Source organism: Streptomyces sp. NPDC005574 (assembly GCF_040605435.1).
In the GTDB taxonomy this organism is placed as follows: Bacteria; Actinomycetota; Actinomycetes; order Streptomycetales; family Streptomycetaceae; genus Streptomyces.
Map to the genome: position 1 here is coordinate 1 of NZ_JBEXCW010000071.1, position 18,274 is coordinate 18,274.

The following is an 18,274-nucleotide window of genomic DNA, read 5'->3' on the forward strand; positions in this document are numbered from 1 at the left end:
CGGACGGCGGGGCCCGGGATCCACTCCCGGGCCCCGCCGTCCGCGTGCGCGACCACCCCGGTTCCGCCGCCGGACCCCGGCGCGATCCGGCCTGAGCGACCGGGCAGACCGAGCCGGACGGACGGCCGAACCGGACGGGCGGACGGGCGGACGGCCGAGCCGAGTCGGACGGACGGGCCGCGAGGCCGAGCCGGCCGGAATCGCCGGAACGGCTAGTGCCGTGACCGGGAAGGTTCACCGGCTCGCGACGCCCGGCACGGCACGGCACCTCGCCGCGCTGTCGCATCACCCGAGTACATCCAGTACGCGGGCGATGCTCCGCACCGGACGCCGCGAGCTTCCCGGCAAACCCTTCCGGTCACGGCACTAGAGGCGGCCCACCGCGGCCCTGACCCGCTCGTCCGTGGCCGTCAGCGCCACGCGGACGAACCGGTCTCCCGCCGTGCCGTAGAAGTCGCCGGGGGCCACCAGGATGCCGAGGTCGGCGAGGTGGGCGACCGTGCTCCAGCAGGACTCGTCCCGGGTGGCCCAGAGGTAGAGGCTGGCCTCGCTGTGCTCGATGCGGAAGCCGTGCCCGAGCAGGGCCTCGCGCAGGGCGCCGCGCCGGGCCGCGTACCGGTCGCGCTGCTCGCGCACGTGGGTGTCGTCGCCGAGGGCCGCGATCACGGCGGCCTGGGTCGGCGCCGACGTCATCATGCCGCCGTGCTTGCGGATCTCCAGCAGGGGGCCGAGGACCGCCGGGTCACCGGCCAGGAAGGCGGCGCGGTAGCCGGCGAGGTTCGAGCGCTTGGAGAGGGAGTGCACGGCCACGATGCCGTCGAAGGAGCCGCCGTTCACGTCGGGGTGCAGGACCGAGACGGGTTCGGCGTCCCAACCCAGCTCGAAGTAGCACTCGTCGGAGAAGAGCAGGACGCCGTGTTCGCGGGCCCAGGCGACGATCCGCGTCAGTTCCTCCCGGCCGAGCACCTTCCCGGTCGGGTTCGACGGCGAGTTGAGCCACAGCAGCTTCAGGCCGGCCGGGTCCAGGTCCGTCGGGTCGTCGTAGACCGCGTACTCCGCGCGCGCCAGCCGGGCGCCGACCTCGTAGGTCGGGTAGGCCAGCCGCGGGTGTGCGACCCGGTCGCCGGGGCCGAGGCCCAGCTGCGTGGGCAGCCAGGCGACCAGTTCCTTGGAGCCCACGATCGGCAGGACGTGCCGGTGCGTGACCCCGCGGGCCCCGAGCCGGCGCTCCACCCAGCCGGTGATCGCGTCCCGCAGTTCGGGCGTGCCCCAGACGGTCGGGTAGCCGGGCGAGTCGGCCGCGGCGATCAGCGCCTTCTGGACCAGCGCGGGGACCGGGTCGACCGGGGTGCCGACGGACAGGTCGACGATGCCGTCCGGGTGTGCCTCGGCCGTCGCCTTGTACGGCGCCAGCTTGTCCCAGGGGAAGGTGGGGAGACGGTCGGAGACTGCGGACACGGGATCGGGCTCACTTTCTCGTACGGACGCGTACGGACGTACGGACGGCAAACGCCTCGGCCCCGCGCGGCGATCGAAGGCGATCAGGCCGTACGGGACCGAGGCGACGAGGGCCCCCGGCTCGGGCTGGGCCCGGACACCGGGAAGGACGCGGGCCGGGCTTGCCGGGCTTACTGGTTCTGCGGCGGGAGCGCGGCGACGAAGGGGTGGTCGCGCTCGATCAGGCCCAGCTTGCTGGCGCCGCCGGGAGAGCCCAGCTCGTCGAAGAACTCGACGTTCGCCTTGTAGTAGTCCTTCCACTCCTCCGGAGTGTCGTCCTCGTAGAAGATCGCCTCGACCGGGCAGACCGGCTCACAGGCGCCGCAGTCGACGCATTCGTCCGGGTGGATGTACAAGGACCGCTGGCCCTCGTAGATGCAGTCGACCGGGCACTCCTCGATGCACGCCTTGTCCTTGACGTCGACACAAGGCTGCGCGATGACGTAGGTCACGCTGTCGTTCCTCCTCGATAGGGCGCTGGCGGGCCTCCACAGGCTCCGCCGCCTGGCGCGCTGGAGCGCGGCGTCGTCGATGCCCGCCTCTAGTATCTCCGTTCCGGGACATGATCCGAACAGGAGGGGTGAACCGACCTGTGGAAATCTCAGCGGCAGGCCGTCTCGAGGTCCGTGTCACCACTGCTGACGTGGGCAAACGAGTCTCCGTACGGTCCATGATCGAACATGCGGCGGCGGGTGAGAAGTTCACCGACACGGTCGGTGTTCTCACATCATGGGACAGGGGTGTGCTGCGGATCACACGCAAGGACGGCCGAAGCGTCCGCATTCCGGAATCGGCGCTGGTCGCGGGCAAGATCGTGCCGCCCGCACCGGCCCGCCGCCGTGGTCCCGCCGCCTCCTACGAGGAGCTGGCGCGGGTCTCCTCCCGCGCGTGGCGGCCACTGGAGAGCGAACGGCTCGGCGAGTGGGAGCTCCGGGCGGCCGGGGGGTTCACCCGGAGGGCGAACTCGGTGCTGCCGCTCGGCGACCCCGGGCTGCCGCTCGACGCGGCGCTGACCGCCGTACGGCGCTGGTACGGCGAGCGGGACCTGCCCGCCTACGTGCAGACCGCGACCGGCGCCGCGGGCACGCAGGAGCTGCTGAGCGCGGAGCTGGAGCGGCGCGGCTGGACGCGTGAGGTGACCGCCGAACTGTGGACCGGCGCGCTCGCGCCGGTGGCCGACCGGGACGAGACCGCGCAGGTCGCGCTGGACCGGACCGCGGACCAGGCGTGGCTCGCGCGCTACCGGCGCAAGGGGGTCGGCGAGGTGGCCCTGAGGGTGCTGGGCGGCGGCCCCTCCGTGTGGTTCGCGACCGTGCCGGGCGACCGGCCGGGCGCCGCGCCCGCCGCGATCGGGCGGTGCGTGGTCGACGGCCGGTGGGCGGGCTTCGCCGCCGTCGAGGTCGATCCCGCGCTACGGCGGCGGGGACTGGCCGGTGCCGTGATGACCGCGCTGGCGCGGCGCGCGCTGGCCGAGGGCGCGTCGGCGGGGTGGCTCCAGGTCGAGACGGACAACGTGGGGGCGCAGGCGCTGTACGACCAGCTGGGTTTCACGGCGCACCACGCGTACCACCACTACCGCGAACCGGTGGGCGCCGGACCCGGAAGTGCCGCCGGCGGCCGGTACCGATCGTCCTGAGGGGGCACGAGCCAGCTATGCGTCCTCCGTGTCCCCCGCCGCCCGAGCGCTCCGCCGAACTGCGGCAGCGGTTCGCCGAAGAGGCCCGGTCCGAGCGTCCCGACCTGTCCACGCTGTGCCTGCTGCTCGGCGCGCAGGCCGACGGGGAGCTCGACGACGCCGGTCTGGACACCGCCCAGATCGAGCTGGACAAGCTGGCCGGCCGGCTGCCCTTCCGGCCGGGCGGGCCGCGCTCCTGGGCGGTCGCGCTGCGGGAGCTGCTGGGCGAGCGGTGCGGGTTCCGCGGGCTGCCCGCGGACTACCAGCGGCTGGAGTCGTCGCTGCTGCACCAGGTGCTGGCCCGGCGGCGGGGGCTGCCGATCCTGCTGTCGGTGCTGTGGATGGAGGTCGCGAGACGGGCCGGGGCGCCGGTGTACGGGGTGGCTCTGCCAGGGCACTTCGTGGTCGGGTTCGGCACCCAGGATCAGGTGCTCGCCGACCCGTTCGACGGGGGGCGGGTGCTCAGCGGGTCCGACGCCGAGTTGCTCGTGGCGGGCGCGACGGGGGCTCCGCTGCACCCCTCGATGCTCGGTCCCGCGGAGCCGCTGGAGGTGGTGGTGCGCATCCTGAACAACGTCCGGGCGTGGGCCGCGGCCCGGCCGGAGCGCTCCGACGTGTCGCTGTGGGCCGTCGACCTGTCGCTGCTGCTGCCCTCGCATCCGGCGCGTCTGCGCTACGAACGGGCCCAGTTGCTCGTGCAGCGCGGCGAGTTCGTCGAGGGGGCTGCCGAACTCGACGCCTACGCCGAGGTGGTGGGCGCGGTGGACCAGCCGGCCGCGGCGCGCGTCCGCGACCAGGCGCACGCCGCCCGCGCGATGCTGAACTGACCGGCCGGCGCCGGGAATCCCGCCTCGGGCGGGGTCACAGCCAGCCCTTCTCGCGGGCCGTGCGGACCGCTTCGGCACGGTTGCGGACGGCCAGTTTCTGGATCGCCGTGGAGAGGTAGTTGCGGACCGTGCCCTGCGACAGGTGCAGGGCCGCGGCGAGTTCGGCGTTGGTGGAGCCGTCCGCCGCCGCTCTGAGGACCTCGCGTTCGCGGTCCGTCAGGGGGTTGGCGCCCTCCGCGAGGGCCGCCGCGGCGAGCGTGGGGTCGATGACCCGTTCGCCGGCCAGCACCCGGCGTACAGCAGCGGCGAGTTGGGCGGCGGGGGCGTCCTTGACGAGGAACGCGTCGGCGCCGGCCTCCATCGCGCTGCGGAGGTAGCCGGGCCGGCCGAAGGTGGTGAGGACGACCAGCTTCACGCCGGGAAGCGCGCGGTGCACCTGCCCCGCCGCCTCGATGCCGGTCGCGCCCGGCATCTCGATGTCCAGCAGGGCCACGTCCACGTCGTGGGCGCGGGCGGCGGCCAGCACCTCGTCGCCGCGCGCCACCTGCACGACCACCTCGATGTCGTCCTCCAGGCCGAGCAGGGCGGCGAGCGCCTCGCGGACCATCGACTGGTCCTCGGCGAGCAGGACCTTGATCGTGCGGCTCATGCGCCGGATCCTACGTCGGCCCGGTCGCCGGCCGGCACGCGGGCGACGAGCCGGAAGCCGTGCCTGGTGCGGCCCGCCTCCAGGGAGCCGCCCGCCTTCTCCAGTCGCTCGGTGAGGCCGGTGAGACCGTTGCCGGGCCCCTTCCCGGCGCCACCGGAGCCGTCGTCCTCGACGGAGAGTTCGCACACCCGCCCGTCGAGGGTCTGGCGGTGCAGCAGTTCGACCGTGCAGCGCCCCGCGCCGCTGTGCCGTACGACGTTGGTGACGGCCTCGCGCAGCGACCAGGCGAGGGCCGACTCGCTCTCCTCCGGGACGCCGGTGAGGTCCGGTTCCGCGGGCAGCGCGGCCGTGACGCCTGCCGCCGTCAACGCGACCTGGGCGCCCGCGAGTTCCTCACGCAGGCGCGGGCGGCGGTAGCCGCTGACGGCCTCGCGGACGTCGACGAGGGCCTGGCGGCTGACCTGTTCGATGTCGGCGACCTGCTGGGCCGCCTTGTCGGGGTGGCCGGGGAGCATCCGGCCGGCGAGTTCGCTCTTCAGCGTGATCAGGGACAGCGAGTGGCCGAGCAGGTCGTGCAGGTCGCGGGCCAGCCGCAGCCGTTCCTCGTTGGCGGCGAGTTGGGCGACGGTGGCCCGGGCCTTGCGCAACTCTATGGTCGTCCGCACGAGTTGGCCGACGCCGGACATCGCGAACCCGATCAGCAGCACCAGCACGACCAGGTCCATGGCGTCCCGCTCGCCGACCCGCAGACCGGCGAGCAGCATGACGGCGGCGGTCAACGGGATGGTCCAGTACGCCATGCGCAGCGGCAGCGCGGCCCCGCAGGCGACGGAGACGTACACGTAGAGGCCGAGCCACTCCCCGCCGAGCGTCAGGCACAGCACGGTGCCGACGACCGCGAGGCCCAGGATCAGGGCGCCGAGGGTCCGCCCGGAGTACGCCCGGCCGCCCATGTTCCTGAAGACCAGCGTCAGGTAGACCGCGACGAAGACGAGCAGGCCCAGCCAGCCGGCCACGGTGGCGCCCGTGGTGTGGTTCCCGGACGCCAGGTCGTGGACCGGCGAGCTGAGGAAGACGAGCCAGACGGCTATCCACCCGGTCTTGCGCAGCCCCTCGCGGAGGTTGCGGGGTGCCTGCCCCAGGCGTGTCAGCGGAGCCGGCCGGGCCGTGTCGGGGTTGCAGCTCACGCTTTCAGCGTGTCCTTCCGGTACAGACAGGCCGCGCCGCCCGCGAAGAGGGCGAAGAACACGGCCAGGATGGCGATGTCCTTGGCGTGCGGGGCCTGACTCTGCTCGATCGCCCGCCCCAGGGCAGCGTACGCGTGCGTGGGCAGCCACTGGGCGATGTCCTGGAGCCACTGCGGGAACGTGGTCGACGGCATCCAGAGGCCGCCGAGCATCGACAGGCCGAAGTAGGTGATCATCGTGATCGGGCGGACAGCGTCCCCGGACGCCAGGTAGCCGATGGCGACGCCGAGCGCGGCGAAGACGAGGCTGCCGGCCCAGATCGCGCCGGTGAGGGCGAACCACTGCCAGGCGTCCAGCCGTACGTCCTTCACCACCGCCGCCACGACGAACACGATGACGATGGAGGGCAGGCTGACCACGGCGGCGCTCGCGGTCTTCGCGAGGACGTAACCGCGGCCCGGCAGGGGCGTGAGCCGCAACTGCCGTACCCAGCCGCTCTCCCGCTCCTTGGCTATCCGCTCGCTGTTGCCCATCAGAACGGCCGTCAGGGCGCCGAAGGAGGCCATGGAGACCATCATGTACGTCGGGATGGTCAGGCCCGTGCCGTCGACCCTGGTGGTGGCGTCGGCGTTGCCCGCGATGAGCAGGAACAGGGCCGAGGGGTAGATCACCGAGAAGAACAGGAACTTGCGGTTGCGCAGGGCACGGACCAGTTCCAGCTTGATGAGGCTGTTCACAGCGACTTCGCCTCCTCGGCGGACGTGATGGCGACGAACGCCTGCTCCAGACCGAGCCCGGCGACCTCCAGGTTGCGGGGGTAGACGCCGAGGCCGTAGAGGGCGTGCACGGTCGCGTCGGCGTCGGTGGACTGGATGCGGACGGTCTGCCCGGACACGTCGATCGTGGTGAGGAACGGCAGGGCGCGCAGCGCGGTGTCGTCGACCGGGTCCGCCAGGTCGAAGGAGATCCGGCGGGCGCCGGCCTTCGCCTTGATCTCGGCGGCGGTGCCGTCGGCGAGGAGCCGGCCCCGGTGCAGGACGAGCACGCGGTCGGCGATGGCGTCGGCCTCTTCGAGGTAGTGGGTGGCGAACAGCACCGTACGGCCCTGGTCGGCCTGTTCGCGCATGGTGGCCCAGAACGCCTGGCGGGCGGAGACGTCCATGCCGGTCGTCGGTTCGTCCAGGACGATCAGGTCGCTGTCCCCGGCGGTGGCCAGGGCGAAGCGGACGCGCTGGGCCTGGCCGCCGGAGAGCTTGTTGACCTTGCGGCCGGCGATCTGGGTGACGCCGGCCCGGGCCAGCACGTCGGTCACCGGGTAGGCCCTGGGGTGCAGCGAGCAGGCCAGCGTGACCAGTTCGCGGACGGTGACCTCGTCCATCAGGCCGCCGCTCTGCAGCATGGCGCCGACGCGTCCGGCGACGATCGCCTCGCGCGGGCCGGTGCCGAAGATCCGTACGGTGCCGCTGTCGGCCTGCTTGAGGCCGAGCAGCAGGTCCAGTGTGGTCGACTTGCCGGCCCCGTTGGGGCCCAGCAGTGCCACGGTCTCCCCCGGGTGCAGGCGCAGCGTCAGACCGTCCACGGCCCGGACGTCCCCGTAGCTCTTGCTCACCTGCTCGAACCCGACCACCTCGGTGGTGGCCGTCGTTGTCGTCGTCATGCGCACCATCGTGGCGGGCCGGGCCCGCCGCCCGGCAGTGTCAGCGGTCCTGAGGGGCGCATGACAGATGTCATACGGGAGGGGCGGCCCGCTACGAGAAGGGGGAACCCGGCGTGTGCCGGGTTCCCCCTTCTCGGTCGAGCTTGGCGCGACTAGCTCGGGTCGGTGTCGATGACGGCCACCCGGTTCGTCGAGCTCATCAGGGCCAGCCGCAGGGCGCCGTAGACGTCCTGGACGGTGACGGCCGTCTTCTGCCCGGTGCCCCGGGTGATCAGCACGCCGTCGAAGGTCTGGCCGTAGAGCGTCTTGAGCGCGGCCGGGTCGTAGGAGTCGACCAGTTTGCCGTCGACGGCCTTCACCTTGAGGAACTTCCACAGGGACTTCTGCGGACTGAAGGCGACCGAGTGCACGGCGTCCGTCTGCACGGTGACGTTGGCCGACATGGCGGGCTCGGCGAACTTCTTCATCATCCGGTCGACCTCGGCGTCGGAGACCGTCGGCTTCCTGGTGGTCGTCGCGACCGCCACCGGCGTGGAGGCGTCGGTCTTCACCTGGGTGCGGTAGGCCTCCTCGACCGCGAGGGTCGACTTGCCGACGTCGATGGTCTTGCCCGCCTTGCCGTACACGGCGACGGCCTTGCCGGACTTGAACTCGATCGTGCCGTCCGTCGCCGAGCCGGAGCCGCCGGCGGCGTCCTCCAGGGCGGCGTGCAACTTCTCCTCGTCGACCGGCATGACCGGGTCGACGACCCGGTGGTTGCCGAACAGCGAGCCAATGACGGAGACGGGGTTGTAGTCGCTCTGCGCGGCCGCCCGCACGGTGGCCTGGGTGTCGAACTGGAGGCCCGCCTGGTCCGGCTTGAGGGCGACGGTGTCGCCGTCGACGGACAGCTTCAGCGCCTTGTTCACCCGGCCGCCGAAGGCGTCGTCGAGCTTCTTGACCGCGTCGTCGCGGGTGCCGCCGCCGATGTCGACGCCGAGCACGGTGGTGCCCTTGGGCACGTCGGAGTGGTTCATCAGCAGCCCGGCGCCGTAGGCGAGGCCGCCGATGACGAACACGGCCACGAGGAGCAGCACCAGCTTGCTGCGGCCCTTCTTCTTTTTCTTCTTGGACGAGGTGGCCGCGGGCCTGTTCGGGGTGACCGGTTCGGGCAGCTTGGGGGGCGTGTGCGGCAGCGGCCCGTCGGTGTGGGCGCCCGGACCGAACGGCGCGTTCTGGCCGGCCGGCGGCACGACGGGGATACCGCTGGTGACGGTGTGTCCGGAGACGTTGTCCATCGGGCGGTGGCCGGGCGTGCCGGGTCCGGGGGCCTGCTTCTGCGGGGTCAGGATCGCGGTGTCGTCGCTCAGGCCGCCGCCGGGGGCTCCGGGGCCGCGGCCGGTGCGGGGGGCGCCGGGGGCACCGCCGGCCGGCGGCACCAGGGGGCCGTCTCCGGTGACCGGGCCACCGGTCGGGCCCGCGGGGCCCTGCGGTCCGCCCGGGCGTCCCTGGCCGTTCGGCCCGTTGAAGCCGCCCTGACCGTTGGGACCGCCGGGACCGCTCTGGCCGCCGGGGCCGTTGGGACCGCCGTAGCCGCTCTGTCCGTTGGGGCCGCTCTGGCCGCCGGGGCCGGTCGGACCGGCGAGGCCCTTGCGGGCTCCGGGGCCCTTCTGCCCGCCGGGACCGCTCTGGCCGCCAGGACCTTTCGGGGTGCCGGTGCCGTTCTCCGCGAAGTACGGCAGGTCGTCGCGGCGCGGTTCGCCGCCGCCCGCGGCGGCCAGGGCCTCGGTGACGTCGAAGGAACCGGTGCCGCCGCCGTGACCGGGGGCCACGGGCCCGCCGGTGGCGCCGCTCGGCAGTCCGGCCCCGTTCGTACCGCCCGGACGGGAGCCGGCCGGGATGCCCATGGAGCCGACCACGCCGCCGGGACGGCCGGCGTTCGGGCGGGCGGCCTCGGGGCGTGCGGCGCCGGAGGAGGCCGGAGCGCCCGCGCCGCCGGGTGCGGCGGGCGCCCCCGAAGCGCCGAAAAGTCCGGCCCCGTTGGAGGCACCGCCGCCCGGACCGGGGCCGCCCGGACCGGACTTGCGCGGCGCGAACCATTCGCTCGTCTTCTCACCCGGTCCGGGGGCGTCCCCGGGCGCGGGTTCGGCGGGCGGCTCGGCCGGGCCGGCGGACGCGGGCACCGGCATGCCGGACGACGTCGTCTCGCTGTCGGCGGGGCCGTCGGAGCCCTCGGTGTCCGCGACGGGTGTGCGGACGACGACCGGCGGAATCGGCCGTGATCCGGGGATGTTGATCCGGATGCGGGTCGTCAGCGTGGTCTCGGTCTTGCGTTCCTCCGGCTGCGCGGCCGAACGGGCAGCTTGCGCACCGTCGTCGGAAGCCATGGGGGTTCCGTACGGCGGCGTCCCCGAAGGGTAGGCGGCTCCGCCGCGCCCGTTGGGCCCGGAGGACGGAGTGTCAGTTTCACGACTCAAGGCAGGTTCTCCCGGTTGGCTCCGCCGCCCGCGGTACGACCTCTCTCGGGCGGCTCGGCGGCGCGCACCACCATACTGGCCACTTCAGGCGTGTATCCCACGACCGCCGGGGAAACCCACACCGGACTCGCACGCGTGAGATCCGGCGAAGTGGTACGTCACTTGCGAAGTCGGGCGGCGTCGCCGCCCGGTTGCCGCCCCGGCCCAAGGGTGGCGCAGATCACAGCCACGGCCATACCGCCGAGCAGGAAGAGGTAGGAGCCCGCTCCCGCGGCGAACAGGAAGTCGCCCTCGGGCCGGCTGGCCGTGAGCAGGACGACGGCGATCATCCAGCCGGCGGCGGAGGCCACGCCGGCGGCCCGGCTGCCTGCGGCCCGCGCCGCGCCCAGGCACAGCCCGGCCTCACCGGCGAGAGCGAGCAGCAGTCCGCCGGGGAACCAGGCGGCCTGCACCAGCGCCCCGGCCACGCCGACCAGCGCGCCGAGCACCAGGAGTCCCAGGTAGGCGCCGGCCCGGCCCGGAGAGGGCCTTTGCAGCGGTTGGGCGAGCAGCGGGGTCCGGTCGTTCACGGCGTCTCCTCGATCCCGGCGAACAGGTCCGTCTCCCGCGGGCCGGGAGCGCGCGCGGGGCGCACCAGCTCGTAGTACTCGCATGTGAACAGGGGTTGGGCGCGTTCGTTGGAGAGCGCGAAGTACGGCCGGCCGGGGGCCACGTCGATCTGGGTGGCGTGCGCGCGCATCGCGGCGGTCTTGGCGGCGGCGTGAGCGGTGCCGTCGATCTCGGTGGTGATCCGCTCGTCGTCCACCACGCCCGGTACGTCGTCCAGGGCGGCCGCCTCGGTGAAGGGCAGCCCCGGGAGGTCCGTGTGGAGCTGGGCGAAGCTCTTCTCGCCGACCGAGCGCGGGACGCGGTTCCAGTAGGTTCTGGCGATCTCCCAGCCCGCCCCGGCGGCCAGTTCGGCGGCGCGCATGGCCACGCGGTGGGCCTGGATGTGGTCGGGGTGGCCGTAGCCGCCGTCGGGGTCGTAGGTGACGAGGACCTGGGGGCGTACGTCGAGGATCACGTCCACGAGGGGCTGGGCGGCCTCGTCCACGTCGGCCTGCCAGAAGCAGGCGGGGTCGTCGTTGTCGGCGAGGCCCATCATCCCGGAGTCCCGGTAACGGCCCGCGCCGCCGAGCAGACGGAAGTCCTCGACGCCGAGCTCGCGCATGGCGGCTGTGAGTTCGGTCAGGCGGTGCGCGCCGAGGGCGGCACCGGTCAGATGCCGCAACCCGGGCGGAATGACCTCGCCGAGCTCACCGAGGGTGCAGGTGACCAGTGTCACCCGGGCGCCCTCGGCCGCGTACCTGGCCATGGTGGCGCCGTTGTTGATCGACTCGTCGTCCGGGTGCGCGTGCACCAGCAGCAGACGACGGCCGGGCAGTTCCGTCATGGGATCACCCTACGAGGCCGCGACCACCCCCGGCCCACCTGCCCGCCCGCCTTCTGGGGCTGCGGGTCGGTGAGGGGGTCGGTGGCACGCCGACGGCCCCCGCCGCCGGCTTTCGCCGGGGCGCGGGCCGTGTTCGTGCCGTACGCACCGTGGGACGGCCCGGTGAACGGGCCGCCCGGTTCAGAACTTGAGGTCGCCGATCATGCCCGCGATGTTCGTCGTCAGGTCGCTGATCGTCGGAGCGATCGTCGACGAGGCCAGATAGAAGCCGAGGAGGATGCACACAACGGCGTGTCCACCCTTCAACCCTGACTTCTTGACCAGCAGGAAGACGATGATCGCCAGCAGCACCACCGCCGAAATCGAGAGTGCCACGGCGGCTCACCTCCAAAGATCCCAGGAGCACGGGGGGTCGGACCGAGGGGTCGGATAAATCCATACAGCAGCCAGCGGGTTCATACCCACCATGCGGTAGTGATCATAACTATCCGCACTCGCGCATCGCTCGGCGCACGGCCGCACAAGGGGGCGCATGGCCAATATGGTCGGGGCATGACGACGACGTCCGACTCCTTCCCCCGCCGGCACGCCCGCACCCAGCGCTTCACCCTGGGGGCGCCGCGCGCGTTCACCGTGGCGCCAGACGGCTCCCGTGTCGTGTTCCTGCGCTCCGCTTCCGGTACGGACCGGGCGAACGCCCTGTGGGTGCTCGACCCGGAGGCGGCCAAAGAGCGCGTGGCGGCCGACCCGCGCGCCCTGCTGGGCGGTGCCGTGGAGCACCTCTCGCCGGAGGAGCGGGCCCGCCGGGAACGCAGCCGTGAGGGTGGCGCGGGCATCGTCGGCTACGCCACCGACGCGGCCGTCGAGTTGGCCTCTTTCGCGTTGTCGGGGCGGCTTTTCACGGCGGAGCTGCGGGCCGGCACGGCACGTGAACTCCCCACGCCGGGACCGGTGATCGACCCGCGCCCCTCCCCCGACGGCCGGCAGGTCGCGTATGTGGCGCGGGGCGCCCTGCGGGTGGTGGGCGCCGACGGCGAGGACGACCGGGCGCTGGCCGTGCCGGAGGCAGCGACGGGTGCGGGCGAGGTCACCTACGGTCTGGCGGAGTTCGTCGCGGCCGAGGAGATGGGCCGCTCGCGGGGCTTCTGGTGGGCTCCGGAGTCGGACCGGCTGCTGGTCGCGCGGGTGGACGACAGCCCGGTGCGGCGCTGGTGGATCTCCGACCCGGCCCACCCGGAGCGTGACCCACAACACGTCCCGTATCCGGCGGCGGGCACGGCGAACGCGGAGGTGCGGCTGTTCGTGTTCGGCCTGGACGGGGCGCGCACCGAGGTGGTCTGGGACCGGGCGCGCTTTCCGTATCTGGCGCATGTGCACTGGTCAGCGGCGGGCGCCCCGCTGCTGCTCGTGCAGGCGCGTGACCAGCGCAGCCAGCTGTTCCTGGCCGTCGACCCGGAGACGGGGGCGACCCGGATGGTGCACGCCGACGAAGATCCAACTTGGCTGGAACTGTTCGCCGGTGTGCCGTGCTGGAGCCCTTCCGGACAGCTCGTGCGGATCGCCGACGAGGGCGGCGCGCGCGTCCTCGCGGTGGGCGAACGGCCGCTGACGGGACGGCAGTTGCACATCCGTGCGGTGCTGGACGTGGGCGCCGACGACGTGTTGGTCTCGGCGTCCGCGGGTGAGGGCGCGGCGGAGGTGGAGACCGGCGAGGTGCATGTGTATCGCGTCAACGAGCTCGGCGTGGAGCGCGTCTCGCAGGAGCCGGGCGTGCACTCGGCGGTGCGCGCGGGGGGCGTGACGGTGCTGGTCTCCGCCACCCTCGACCAGCCGGGCACGCGGGCGCGGGTGCTGCGCGGCGGTAGGCCGGCGGCGACTGTCACCTCGTACGCCGAAGATCCCGGTTTGTCCCCGCGCGTGACGCTCACCCAGGGGGGCGCACGCCGAATCCCGTGCGCCCTGCTTATGCCTGCGGACTACTCCGGCGACACGCCCCTGCCCGTTCTGATGGATCCCTACGGCGGGCCGCACGGTCCGCGGGTGGTCGCCGCGCACAACGCGCACCTGACCTCGCAGTGGTTCGCCGACCAGGGTTTCGCGGTGGTCGTCGCCGACGGCCGCGGCACCCCCGGCCGCTCCCCCGCCTGGGAGAAGGCCGTGCACCACGACCTCACGGTCTCCCTGGACGACCAGGTCGAGGCCCTCCAGGGCCTCGCGAAGGACCATCCCCTCGACCTCTCCCGGGTGGCGATCCGCGGCTGGTCCTACGGGGGCTGGCTCGCGGCGCTCGCGGTGCTGCGCCGGCCGGACGTCTTCCACGCGGGCATCGCCGGCGCCCCGGTCACCGACTGGCGGCTGTACGACACGCACTACACGGAGCGGTACCTGGGCGACCCGGCCGCCGACCCGGCGTCGTACGCGAGGAGTTCACTGGTCACCGACGACGGCCTGGTCTCCCCCGCCGAGCCGCACCGCCCGCTGATGATCGTGCACGGGCTGGCCGACGACAACGTGGTGGTCGCGCACTCCCTGCGGCTGTCCTCCGCCCTGCTGTCCGCGGGCCGCCCGCACGAGGTCCTCCCCCTGTCCGGGGTGACCCACATGACCCCCCAGGAACAGGTCGCGGAGAACCTTTTGCTGCTCCAGGTCGACTTCCTCCGCCGCGCCCTCCGCCTGCCCTGAGCGCCACCACCCACGGAGACCACCGCGACCATCGATTGAGCAACCCCGACGAAGCCCAGCCCGCTCCGCGAGAGCGGCGCCGATCCAGGCGCAAAAAACGGGCAACGGGCCGGGAGACATGGCGCTCCCGGCCCGTTTACGGCACCCGCACGGCCGTACGTCGTTCAGACTGGCCTGTCCGTATATCGAGACCGGGTCGGCCGAGTTGCCTGCGTGTAAACGCGGTTGATGTGTGTTTGTACGGCTATGCCATGCCCCCGGGATGATCGTCCGTGGTGTCCTCGGGCGGTACGACCTGCTTCTCCTCCGCGAAGTGGCAGGCCGAGTCGTGTGCGGCGGGGCCCGGCACGAGCCGGAACTCGGCGGGTACCGCGAGCTGCGGCACCTCCAGCGCGCAGCGCTCCCGCGCCTTCCAGCAGCGGGTGCGGAAGCGGCAGCCGGAGGGGATGTTCGTCGGGGACGGCACGTCGCCGGCGAGGATGATCCGCTCCCGGTGCTCGCGCGCCTCCGGGTCGGGCACCGGCACCGCCGACAGCAGCGCCTGGGTGTAGGGGTGCGTGGGGTGGTCGTAGATCTCGGCGTCGCGGCCGACCTCCACGATCCGGCCGAGGTACATCACCCCGACCCGGTCCGAGATGTGCCGCACGATCGACAGGTCGTGCGCGATGAAGATGTACGACAGGTCGAACTCGCCCTGGAGCCGGTCCATGAGGTTGATCACCTGGGCCTGCACGGACACGTCGAGCGCGGAGACCGGCTCGTCGGCGACGATGATCTCGGGGCGCAGCGCGAGACCCCGGGCGATGCCGATGCGCTGGCGCTGGCCGCCGGAGAACTGGTGCGGATAGCGGTTGATGTACTCGGGGTTGAGGCCGACGACGTCGAGGAGTTCCCGCACCCGCTTGCGCCGGTCCCCCTTGGGGGCCACCTCGGGGTGGATGTCGTACGGCTCCCCGATGATGTCGCCGACCGTCATCCGCGGGTTGAGGGAGGTGTACGGGTCCTGGAAGACCATCTGGATGTTGCGCCGTACGGCCTTCAGGGCGCGGCCGGACAGCGCGGTGATGTCGTCGCCCTTGTACCTGATCACCCCGGCCGTCGGCCGCTCCAGGTTGACCAGCATCTTGGCGACGGTCGACTTGCCGCAGCCGGACTCGCCGACGATGCCGAGGGTCTCGCCCCGCGCGAGGCTGAAGTCGACCCCGTCGACGGCCTTCACCGCCCCGATCTGCTTCTTGAACAGGATGCCCCGGGTGAGCGGGTAGTGCTTGACCAGCCCGCTCACCTCGAGAATCGGCTCAGCCATGCAGGCACTCCCTCCAGAAGTGGCAGGCGCTGCGACGGTCCTCGTCCACCTCGTACAGGGGCGGTACGTCGGTGCGGCACACGTCCTGGGCCATCGGGCAGCGCGGGTTGAAGGCGCAGCCCGGCGGGATGTTCGTGAGGTTGGGGGGCAGGCCCTTGATGGCGTAGAGCTCGCGGCCCTTCTGGTCCAGGCGCGGGATCGACTTCAGCAGGCCCTTGGTGTACGGGTGGGCGGGCGCCTTGTAGATGTCGTGCACGGGCGCGGACTCGACGATCCGGCCCGCGTACATGACCGCGATCCGGTCCGCCACGTCGGCGACCACGCCCAGGTCGTGGGTGATGAGGATGAGCCCCATGCTGAGTTCGCGCTGCAACTCCGCGAGCAGGTCCATGACCTGGGCCTGGACGGTGACGTCGAGCGCGGTGGTCGGTTCGTCGGCGATGATCAGCGCCGGTTCGAGGGCCAGCGCCATCGCGATCATGATGCGCTGCCGCATGCCGCCGGAGAACTGGTGCGGGTAGTCCCGCACGCGCTGCGCGGCGGCCGGGATACGGACGTGGTCCATCAGCTCGACGGCCCTGGTCCGGGCGTCCTTCCTGGACATGCCGCGGTGCACCACGAACATCTCGCCGAGCTGGTCGCCGACGGACAGCACCGGGTTCAGGGACGACAGCGCGTCCTGGAAGATCATCGCCATCTCGGCGCCGCGGACCCTGCGCCGCTCCTCCTCCTTGAGCTTCAGCAGGTCCCGGCCCTGGAAGAGGATCTCGCCGCCGGTGATCCGGCCGGGCGGGATGTCGAGGATGCCCATCACCGCCTGCGCGGTCACCGACTTGCCCGAGCCGGACTCGCCGAGCACCGCGAGGGTCTCGCCCTCGTCCACGGCGTAGTTGACGCCGTTGACGGCCTTGGCGACGCCGTCCCGGGTCCGGAACTCCACGTGCAGGTCACGCACTTCGAGCAGCATGACGGGGGGTTCACCTCAGCTTCGGGTCGAGGGCGTCGCGCACCGCGTCGCCGAGCATGATGAACGCGAGCACGGTCAGCGCCAGCGCCCCGGCCGGCCACAGCAGCATGTGCGGCGCCTGCCGGATGTACGGGGACGCGGCGGAGATCGCGATGCCCCAGCTGATCGTCGGCGGCTTCAGACCGACGCCGAGGTACGACAGGGTCGCCTCCAGCGCGATGTACGTGCCGAGCGCGATGGTCGCCACCACGATCACCGGCGCGACCGCGTTGGGCGTGATGTGGCGCAGCATCAGCCGCGAGTTGGAGGCGCCGAGCGCCCGCGCGGCCTGGACGTAGTCGTTCTGCTTCGCGGTGATGACCGAGCCGCGGGCGATGCGGGAGATCTGCGGCCAGCCGAGCAGCACCATGAACCCGATGACCGGCCAGACGGTGTTGGTGGTCACCACGGACAGCAGGACCAGGCCGCCGAGGACGACCGGGATGGCGAAGAAGACGTCGGTGATCCGGGACAGGATCGAGTCCCAGAACCCGGCGAAGAAGCCCGCCAGGCCGCCCAGGACGGACCCGAGGATCGCCACACCGAGCGTGGCGCACACGCCGACCGTGACGGACGTACGGGCGCCGTAGACGGTCCGTGTGTAGACGTCGCAGCCCTGGCCGTCGAAGCCGAAGGGATGGCCGGGCTGCGAGCCCTCCTGGGCCTTGGCGAGGTCGCACTTGAGGGGGTTCTGGGTGGCGATCAGGGACGGCCAGATCGAGATCACGACGAGGAAGAGGATCACCAGCGTCGAGATGATGAAGACGGGGTTGCGGCGGAGGTCGCGCCAGGCGTCGGACCAGAGGGACCGGGGCTTGCCCTGGGGGTCGGTGCCGTCCGGGCCCGGGGTCCGCTCCAGTGTCTCGCCCTCGCTCGTGGCGAGGTCCATCGCCCCGCCCATGCCGGTGTCGGCGATGACGCCGTCCTCCGGGGTGCGTCCCGGGCCCGGCAGGTGCCGCTCCGGCGGCTGCGGTTCAGGCATAGCGGATCCTGGGGTCGAGGACGGCGTACAGCAGGTCGACGAGCAGGTTGGCGACCAGGAACACCAGGACGAGCACCGTCACGAAGCCGACGACCGTCTGGGTGTTCTGGCGCAGGATGCCCTGGTAGAGCTGGAAGCCGACGCCGTGGATGTTGAAGATCCGCTCGGTGACGATGGCGCCGCCCATCAGGGCCCCGATGTCCGTGCCGATGAACGTGACCACGGGGATCAGCGAGTTGCGCAGCAGGTGCCGGGTGATGACCCGGCGTCGCGGCAGCCCCTTGGCGATGGCCGTACGGACGTAGTCGGAGCGCTTGTTCTCGGCGATGGAGGTGCGGGTCAGCCGGGTCACGTAGGCGAGCGAGACCGAGGCGAGGACCAGACCCGGCACGATCAGCTCGCCGAACGTGGCGTCCGTCGACACCGACGGTTTGATCCAGCCCCACTCGACGCCGAGCAGGAGCTGGAGCAGCAGACCGGTGACGAAGGTGGGGACGGAGATCACGACGAGGGTCAGCAGCAGCACGCTCGTGTCGACCGGCCGGCCGCGGCGCAGGCCGGTGACGACGCCCAGCGTGATGCCGATGACGATCTCGAAGAGGATCGCCACGATCGTCAGCCGGATGGTGACCGGGAAGGACGACGCCATCAGTTCGGTGACCTTCTGCCCGTTGAACGCGGTGCCGAAGTCGCCGGTGAAGACGTTGCCCATGTAGGTCAGGTACTGCTGCCACACCGGCTTGTCGAGGCCGAACTCCTTCTCCAGCTGGGCGGCCGTGGCCGGGTCGCACTGCCGGTCGCCGCACAGCCCCGCGATGGGGTCGCCCATCACGTTCACCATGAGGAAGATCAGCAGCGTGGCGCCGATGAAGACCGGGATCATCTGGAGCAGGCGCCGCAGGACGTAGCGTCCCATGG

General features: G+C 72.4%; 17 protein-coding genes. 3 read left to right on the top strand and 14 right to left on the bottom strand.

Features of this window, described 5'->3' with window-relative positions; translation table 11 throughout:
- Nucleotides 1-366 precede the first annotated feature (366 nt).
- Complete coding sequence (locus tag ABZT03_RS31895) at nt 367-1,458, bottom strand: bifunctional succinyldiaminopimelate transaminase/glutamate-prephenate aminotransferase (RefSeq protein WP_356045874.1); 1,092 nt, start codon at nt 1,456-1,458, stop codon at nt 367-369.
- Nucleotides 1,459-1,628: 170 nt separating this feature from the next.
- Nucleotides 1,629-1,949 carry a ferredoxin gene (fdxA, locus tag ABZT03_RS31900; RefSeq protein ID WP_003973842.1) on the bottom strand — a complete coding sequence of 107 codons (321 nt, stop codon included), beginning with the start codon at nt 1,947-1,949 and terminating at the stop codon, nt 1,629-1,631.
- A gap of 140 nt (nt 1,950-2,089) precedes the next feature.
- Between fdxA and ABZT03_RS31905 the strand changes: the two genes are divergently transcribed.
- Both ABZT03_RS31905 and ABZT03_RS31910 read left to right on the top strand, forming a co-directional pair.
- Nucleotides 2,090-3,133 carry a GNAT family N-acetyltransferase gene (locus tag ABZT03_RS31905; protein ID WP_356045875.1) on the top strand — a complete coding sequence of 348 codons (1,044 nt, stop codon included), beginning with the start codon at nt 2,090-2,092 and terminating at the stop codon, nt 3,131-3,133.
- 17 nt (nt 3,134-3,150) lie between these two features.
- Nucleotides 3,151-3,999 (top strand): transglutaminase-like domain-containing protein, encoded by an 849-nt coding sequence (locus ABZT03_RS31910; RefSeq protein WP_356045876.1) that lies wholly within the window; start codon nt 3,151-3,153, stop codon nt 3,997-3,999.
- 34 nt (nt 4,000-4,033) lie between these two features.
- Here ABZT03_RS31910 and ABZT03_RS31915 read toward each other — a convergent pair whose 3' ends face one another.
- The 8 genes from ABZT03_RS31915 to ABZT03_RS31950 all read right to left on the bottom strand — a co-directional run bounded on the left by ABZT03_RS31915 (nt 4,034) and on the right by ABZT03_RS31950 (nt 11,755).
- Nucleotides 4,034-4,648 (bottom strand): response regulator transcription factor, encoded by a 615-nt coding sequence (locus tag ABZT03_RS31915; RefSeq protein WP_356045877.1) that lies wholly within the window; start codon nt 4,646-4,648, stop codon nt 4,034-4,036.
- Nucleotides 4,645-5,835 (bottom strand): histidine kinase, encoded by a 1,191-nt coding sequence (locus ABZT03_RS31920; protein ID WP_356045879.1) that lies wholly within the window; start codon nt 5,833-5,835, stop codon nt 4,645-4,647. Before ABZT03_RS31920 ends, ABZT03_RS31915 begins: the two co-directional genes overlap by 4 nt.
- Nucleotides 5,832-6,572, bottom strand: coding sequence for an ABC transporter permease (locus tag ABZT03_RS31925; protein WP_356045881.1), 741 nt, complete (start codon nt 6,570-6,572; stop codon nt 5,832-5,834). The genes ABZT03_RS31920 and ABZT03_RS31925 overlap by 4 nt, the downstream gene beginning before the upstream one ends.
- Nucleotides 6,569-7,501 carry an ABC transporter ATP-binding protein gene (locus ABZT03_RS31930; protein WP_356045883.1) on the bottom strand — a complete coding sequence of 311 codons (933 nt, stop codon included), beginning with the start codon at nt 7,499-7,501 and terminating at the stop codon, nt 6,569-6,571. Before ABZT03_RS31930 ends, ABZT03_RS31925 begins: the two co-directional genes overlap by 4 nt.
- Before the next feature lie 143 nt (nt 7,502-7,644).
- Nucleotides 7,645-9,948: a hypothetical protein gene (locus ABZT03_RS31935; RefSeq protein WP_356045885.1), complete on the bottom strand. Its 2,304-nt coding sequence runs from the start codon at nt 9,946-9,948 to the stop codon at nt 7,645-7,647.
- Between the two features lie 158 nt (nt 9,949-10,106).
- Nucleotides 10,107-10,517, bottom strand: a complete 411-nt coding sequence (locus ABZT03_RS31940) for a DUF6113 family protein (RefSeq protein WP_356045887.1) — start codon at nt 10,515-10,517, stop codon at nt 10,107-10,109.
- Complete coding sequence (gene mshB, locus ABZT03_RS31945; RefSeq protein ID WP_356045888.1) at nt 10,514-11,380, bottom strand: N-acetyl-1-D-myo-inositol-2-amino-2-deoxy-alpha-D-glucopyranoside deacetylase; 867 nt, start codon at nt 11,378-11,380, stop codon at nt 10,514-10,516. The genes ABZT03_RS31940 and mshB overlap by 4 nt, the downstream gene beginning before the upstream one ends.
- Nucleotides 11,381-11,560: 180 nt before the next feature.
- Nucleotides 11,561-11,755: a hypothetical protein gene (locus ABZT03_RS31950; protein WP_356045890.1), complete on the bottom strand. Its 195-nt coding sequence runs from the start codon at nt 11,753-11,755 to the stop codon at nt 11,561-11,563.
- Between the two features lie 177 nt (nt 11,756-11,932).
- Between ABZT03_RS31950 and ABZT03_RS31955 the strand changes: the two genes are divergently transcribed.
- On the top strand, nt 11,933-14,062 hold the full coding sequence (locus tag ABZT03_RS31955; protein ID WP_356045891.1) for a prolyl oligopeptidase family serine peptidase: 2,130 nt from the start codon (nt 11,933-11,935) through the stop codon (nt 14,060-14,062).
- A 244-nt stretch (nt 14,063-14,306) separates the two neighbouring features.
- Here ABZT03_RS31955 and ABZT03_RS31960 read toward each other — a convergent pair whose 3' ends face one another.
- From ABZT03_RS31960 to ABZT03_RS31975, 4 genes are read right to left on the bottom strand one after another with little or no spacing between them, the layout of a single operon-like run.
- Nucleotides 14,307-15,368, bottom strand: coding sequence for a dipeptide ABC transporter ATP-binding protein (locus ABZT03_RS31960; protein ID WP_356045893.1), 1,062 nt, complete (start codon nt 15,366-15,368; stop codon nt 14,307-14,309).
- Nucleotides 15,361-16,335 (bottom strand): ABC transporter ATP-binding protein, encoded by a 975-nt coding sequence (locus ABZT03_RS31965; protein ID WP_356045895.1) that lies wholly within the window; start codon nt 16,333-16,335, stop codon nt 15,361-15,363. The genes ABZT03_RS31960 and ABZT03_RS31965 overlap by 8 nt, the downstream gene beginning before the upstream one ends.
- A gap of 10 nt (nt 16,336-16,345) precedes the next feature.
- Nucleotides 16,346-17,356, bottom strand: coding sequence for an ABC transporter permease (locus ABZT03_RS31970; protein WP_356045897.1), 1,011 nt, complete (start codon nt 17,354-17,356; stop codon nt 16,346-16,348).
- Complete coding sequence (locus tag ABZT03_RS31975) at nt 17,349-18,272, bottom strand: ABC transporter permease (protein WP_356045899.1); 924 nt, start codon at nt 18,270-18,272, stop codon at nt 17,349-17,351. Before ABZT03_RS31975 ends, ABZT03_RS31970 begins: the two co-directional genes overlap by 8 nt.
- Nucleotides 18,273-18,274 lie beyond the last annotated feature (2 nt).

Excerpts from the sequence above, each read along its gene's own strand:
- ABZT03_RS31965 (WP_356045895.1), bottom strand. The coding sequence starts at position 16,335 with ATGCTGCTCGAAGTGCGTGACCTGCACGTGGAGTTCCGGACCCGGGAC.
- ABZT03_RS31975 (WP_356045899.1), bottom strand. The coding sequence starts at position 18,272 with ATGGGACGCTACGTCCTGCGGCGCCTGCTCCAGATGATCCCGGTCTTC.
- ABZT03_RS31960 (WP_356045893.1), bottom strand. The coding sequence starts at position 15,368 with ATGGCTGAGCCGATTCTCGAGGTGAGCGGGCTGGTCAAGCACTACCCG.
- ABZT03_RS31930 (WP_356045883.1), bottom strand. The coding sequence starts at position 7,501 with ATGGTGCGCATGACGACGACAACGACGGCCACCACCGAGGTGGTCGGG.
- ABZT03_RS31955 (WP_356045891.1), top strand. The coding sequence starts at position 11,933 with ATGACGACGACGTCCGACTCCTTCCCCCGCCGGCACGCCCGCACCCAG.
- ABZT03_RS31970 (WP_356045897.1), bottom strand. The coding sequence starts at position 17,356 with ATGCCTGAACCGCAGCCGCCGGAGCGGCACCTGCCGGGCCCGGGACGC.
- mshB (WP_356045888.1), bottom strand. The coding sequence starts at position 11,380 with ATGACGGAACTGCCCGGCCGTCGTCTGCTGCTGGTGCACGCGCACCCG.
- ABZT03_RS31915 (WP_356045877.1), bottom strand. The coding sequence starts at position 4,648 with ATGAGCCGCACGATCAAGGTCCTGCTCGCCGAGGACCAGTCGATGGTC.
- ABZT03_RS31910 (WP_356045876.1), top strand. The coding sequence starts at position 3,151 with ATGCGTCCTCCGTGTCCCCCGCCGCCCGAGCGCTCCGCCGAACTGCGG.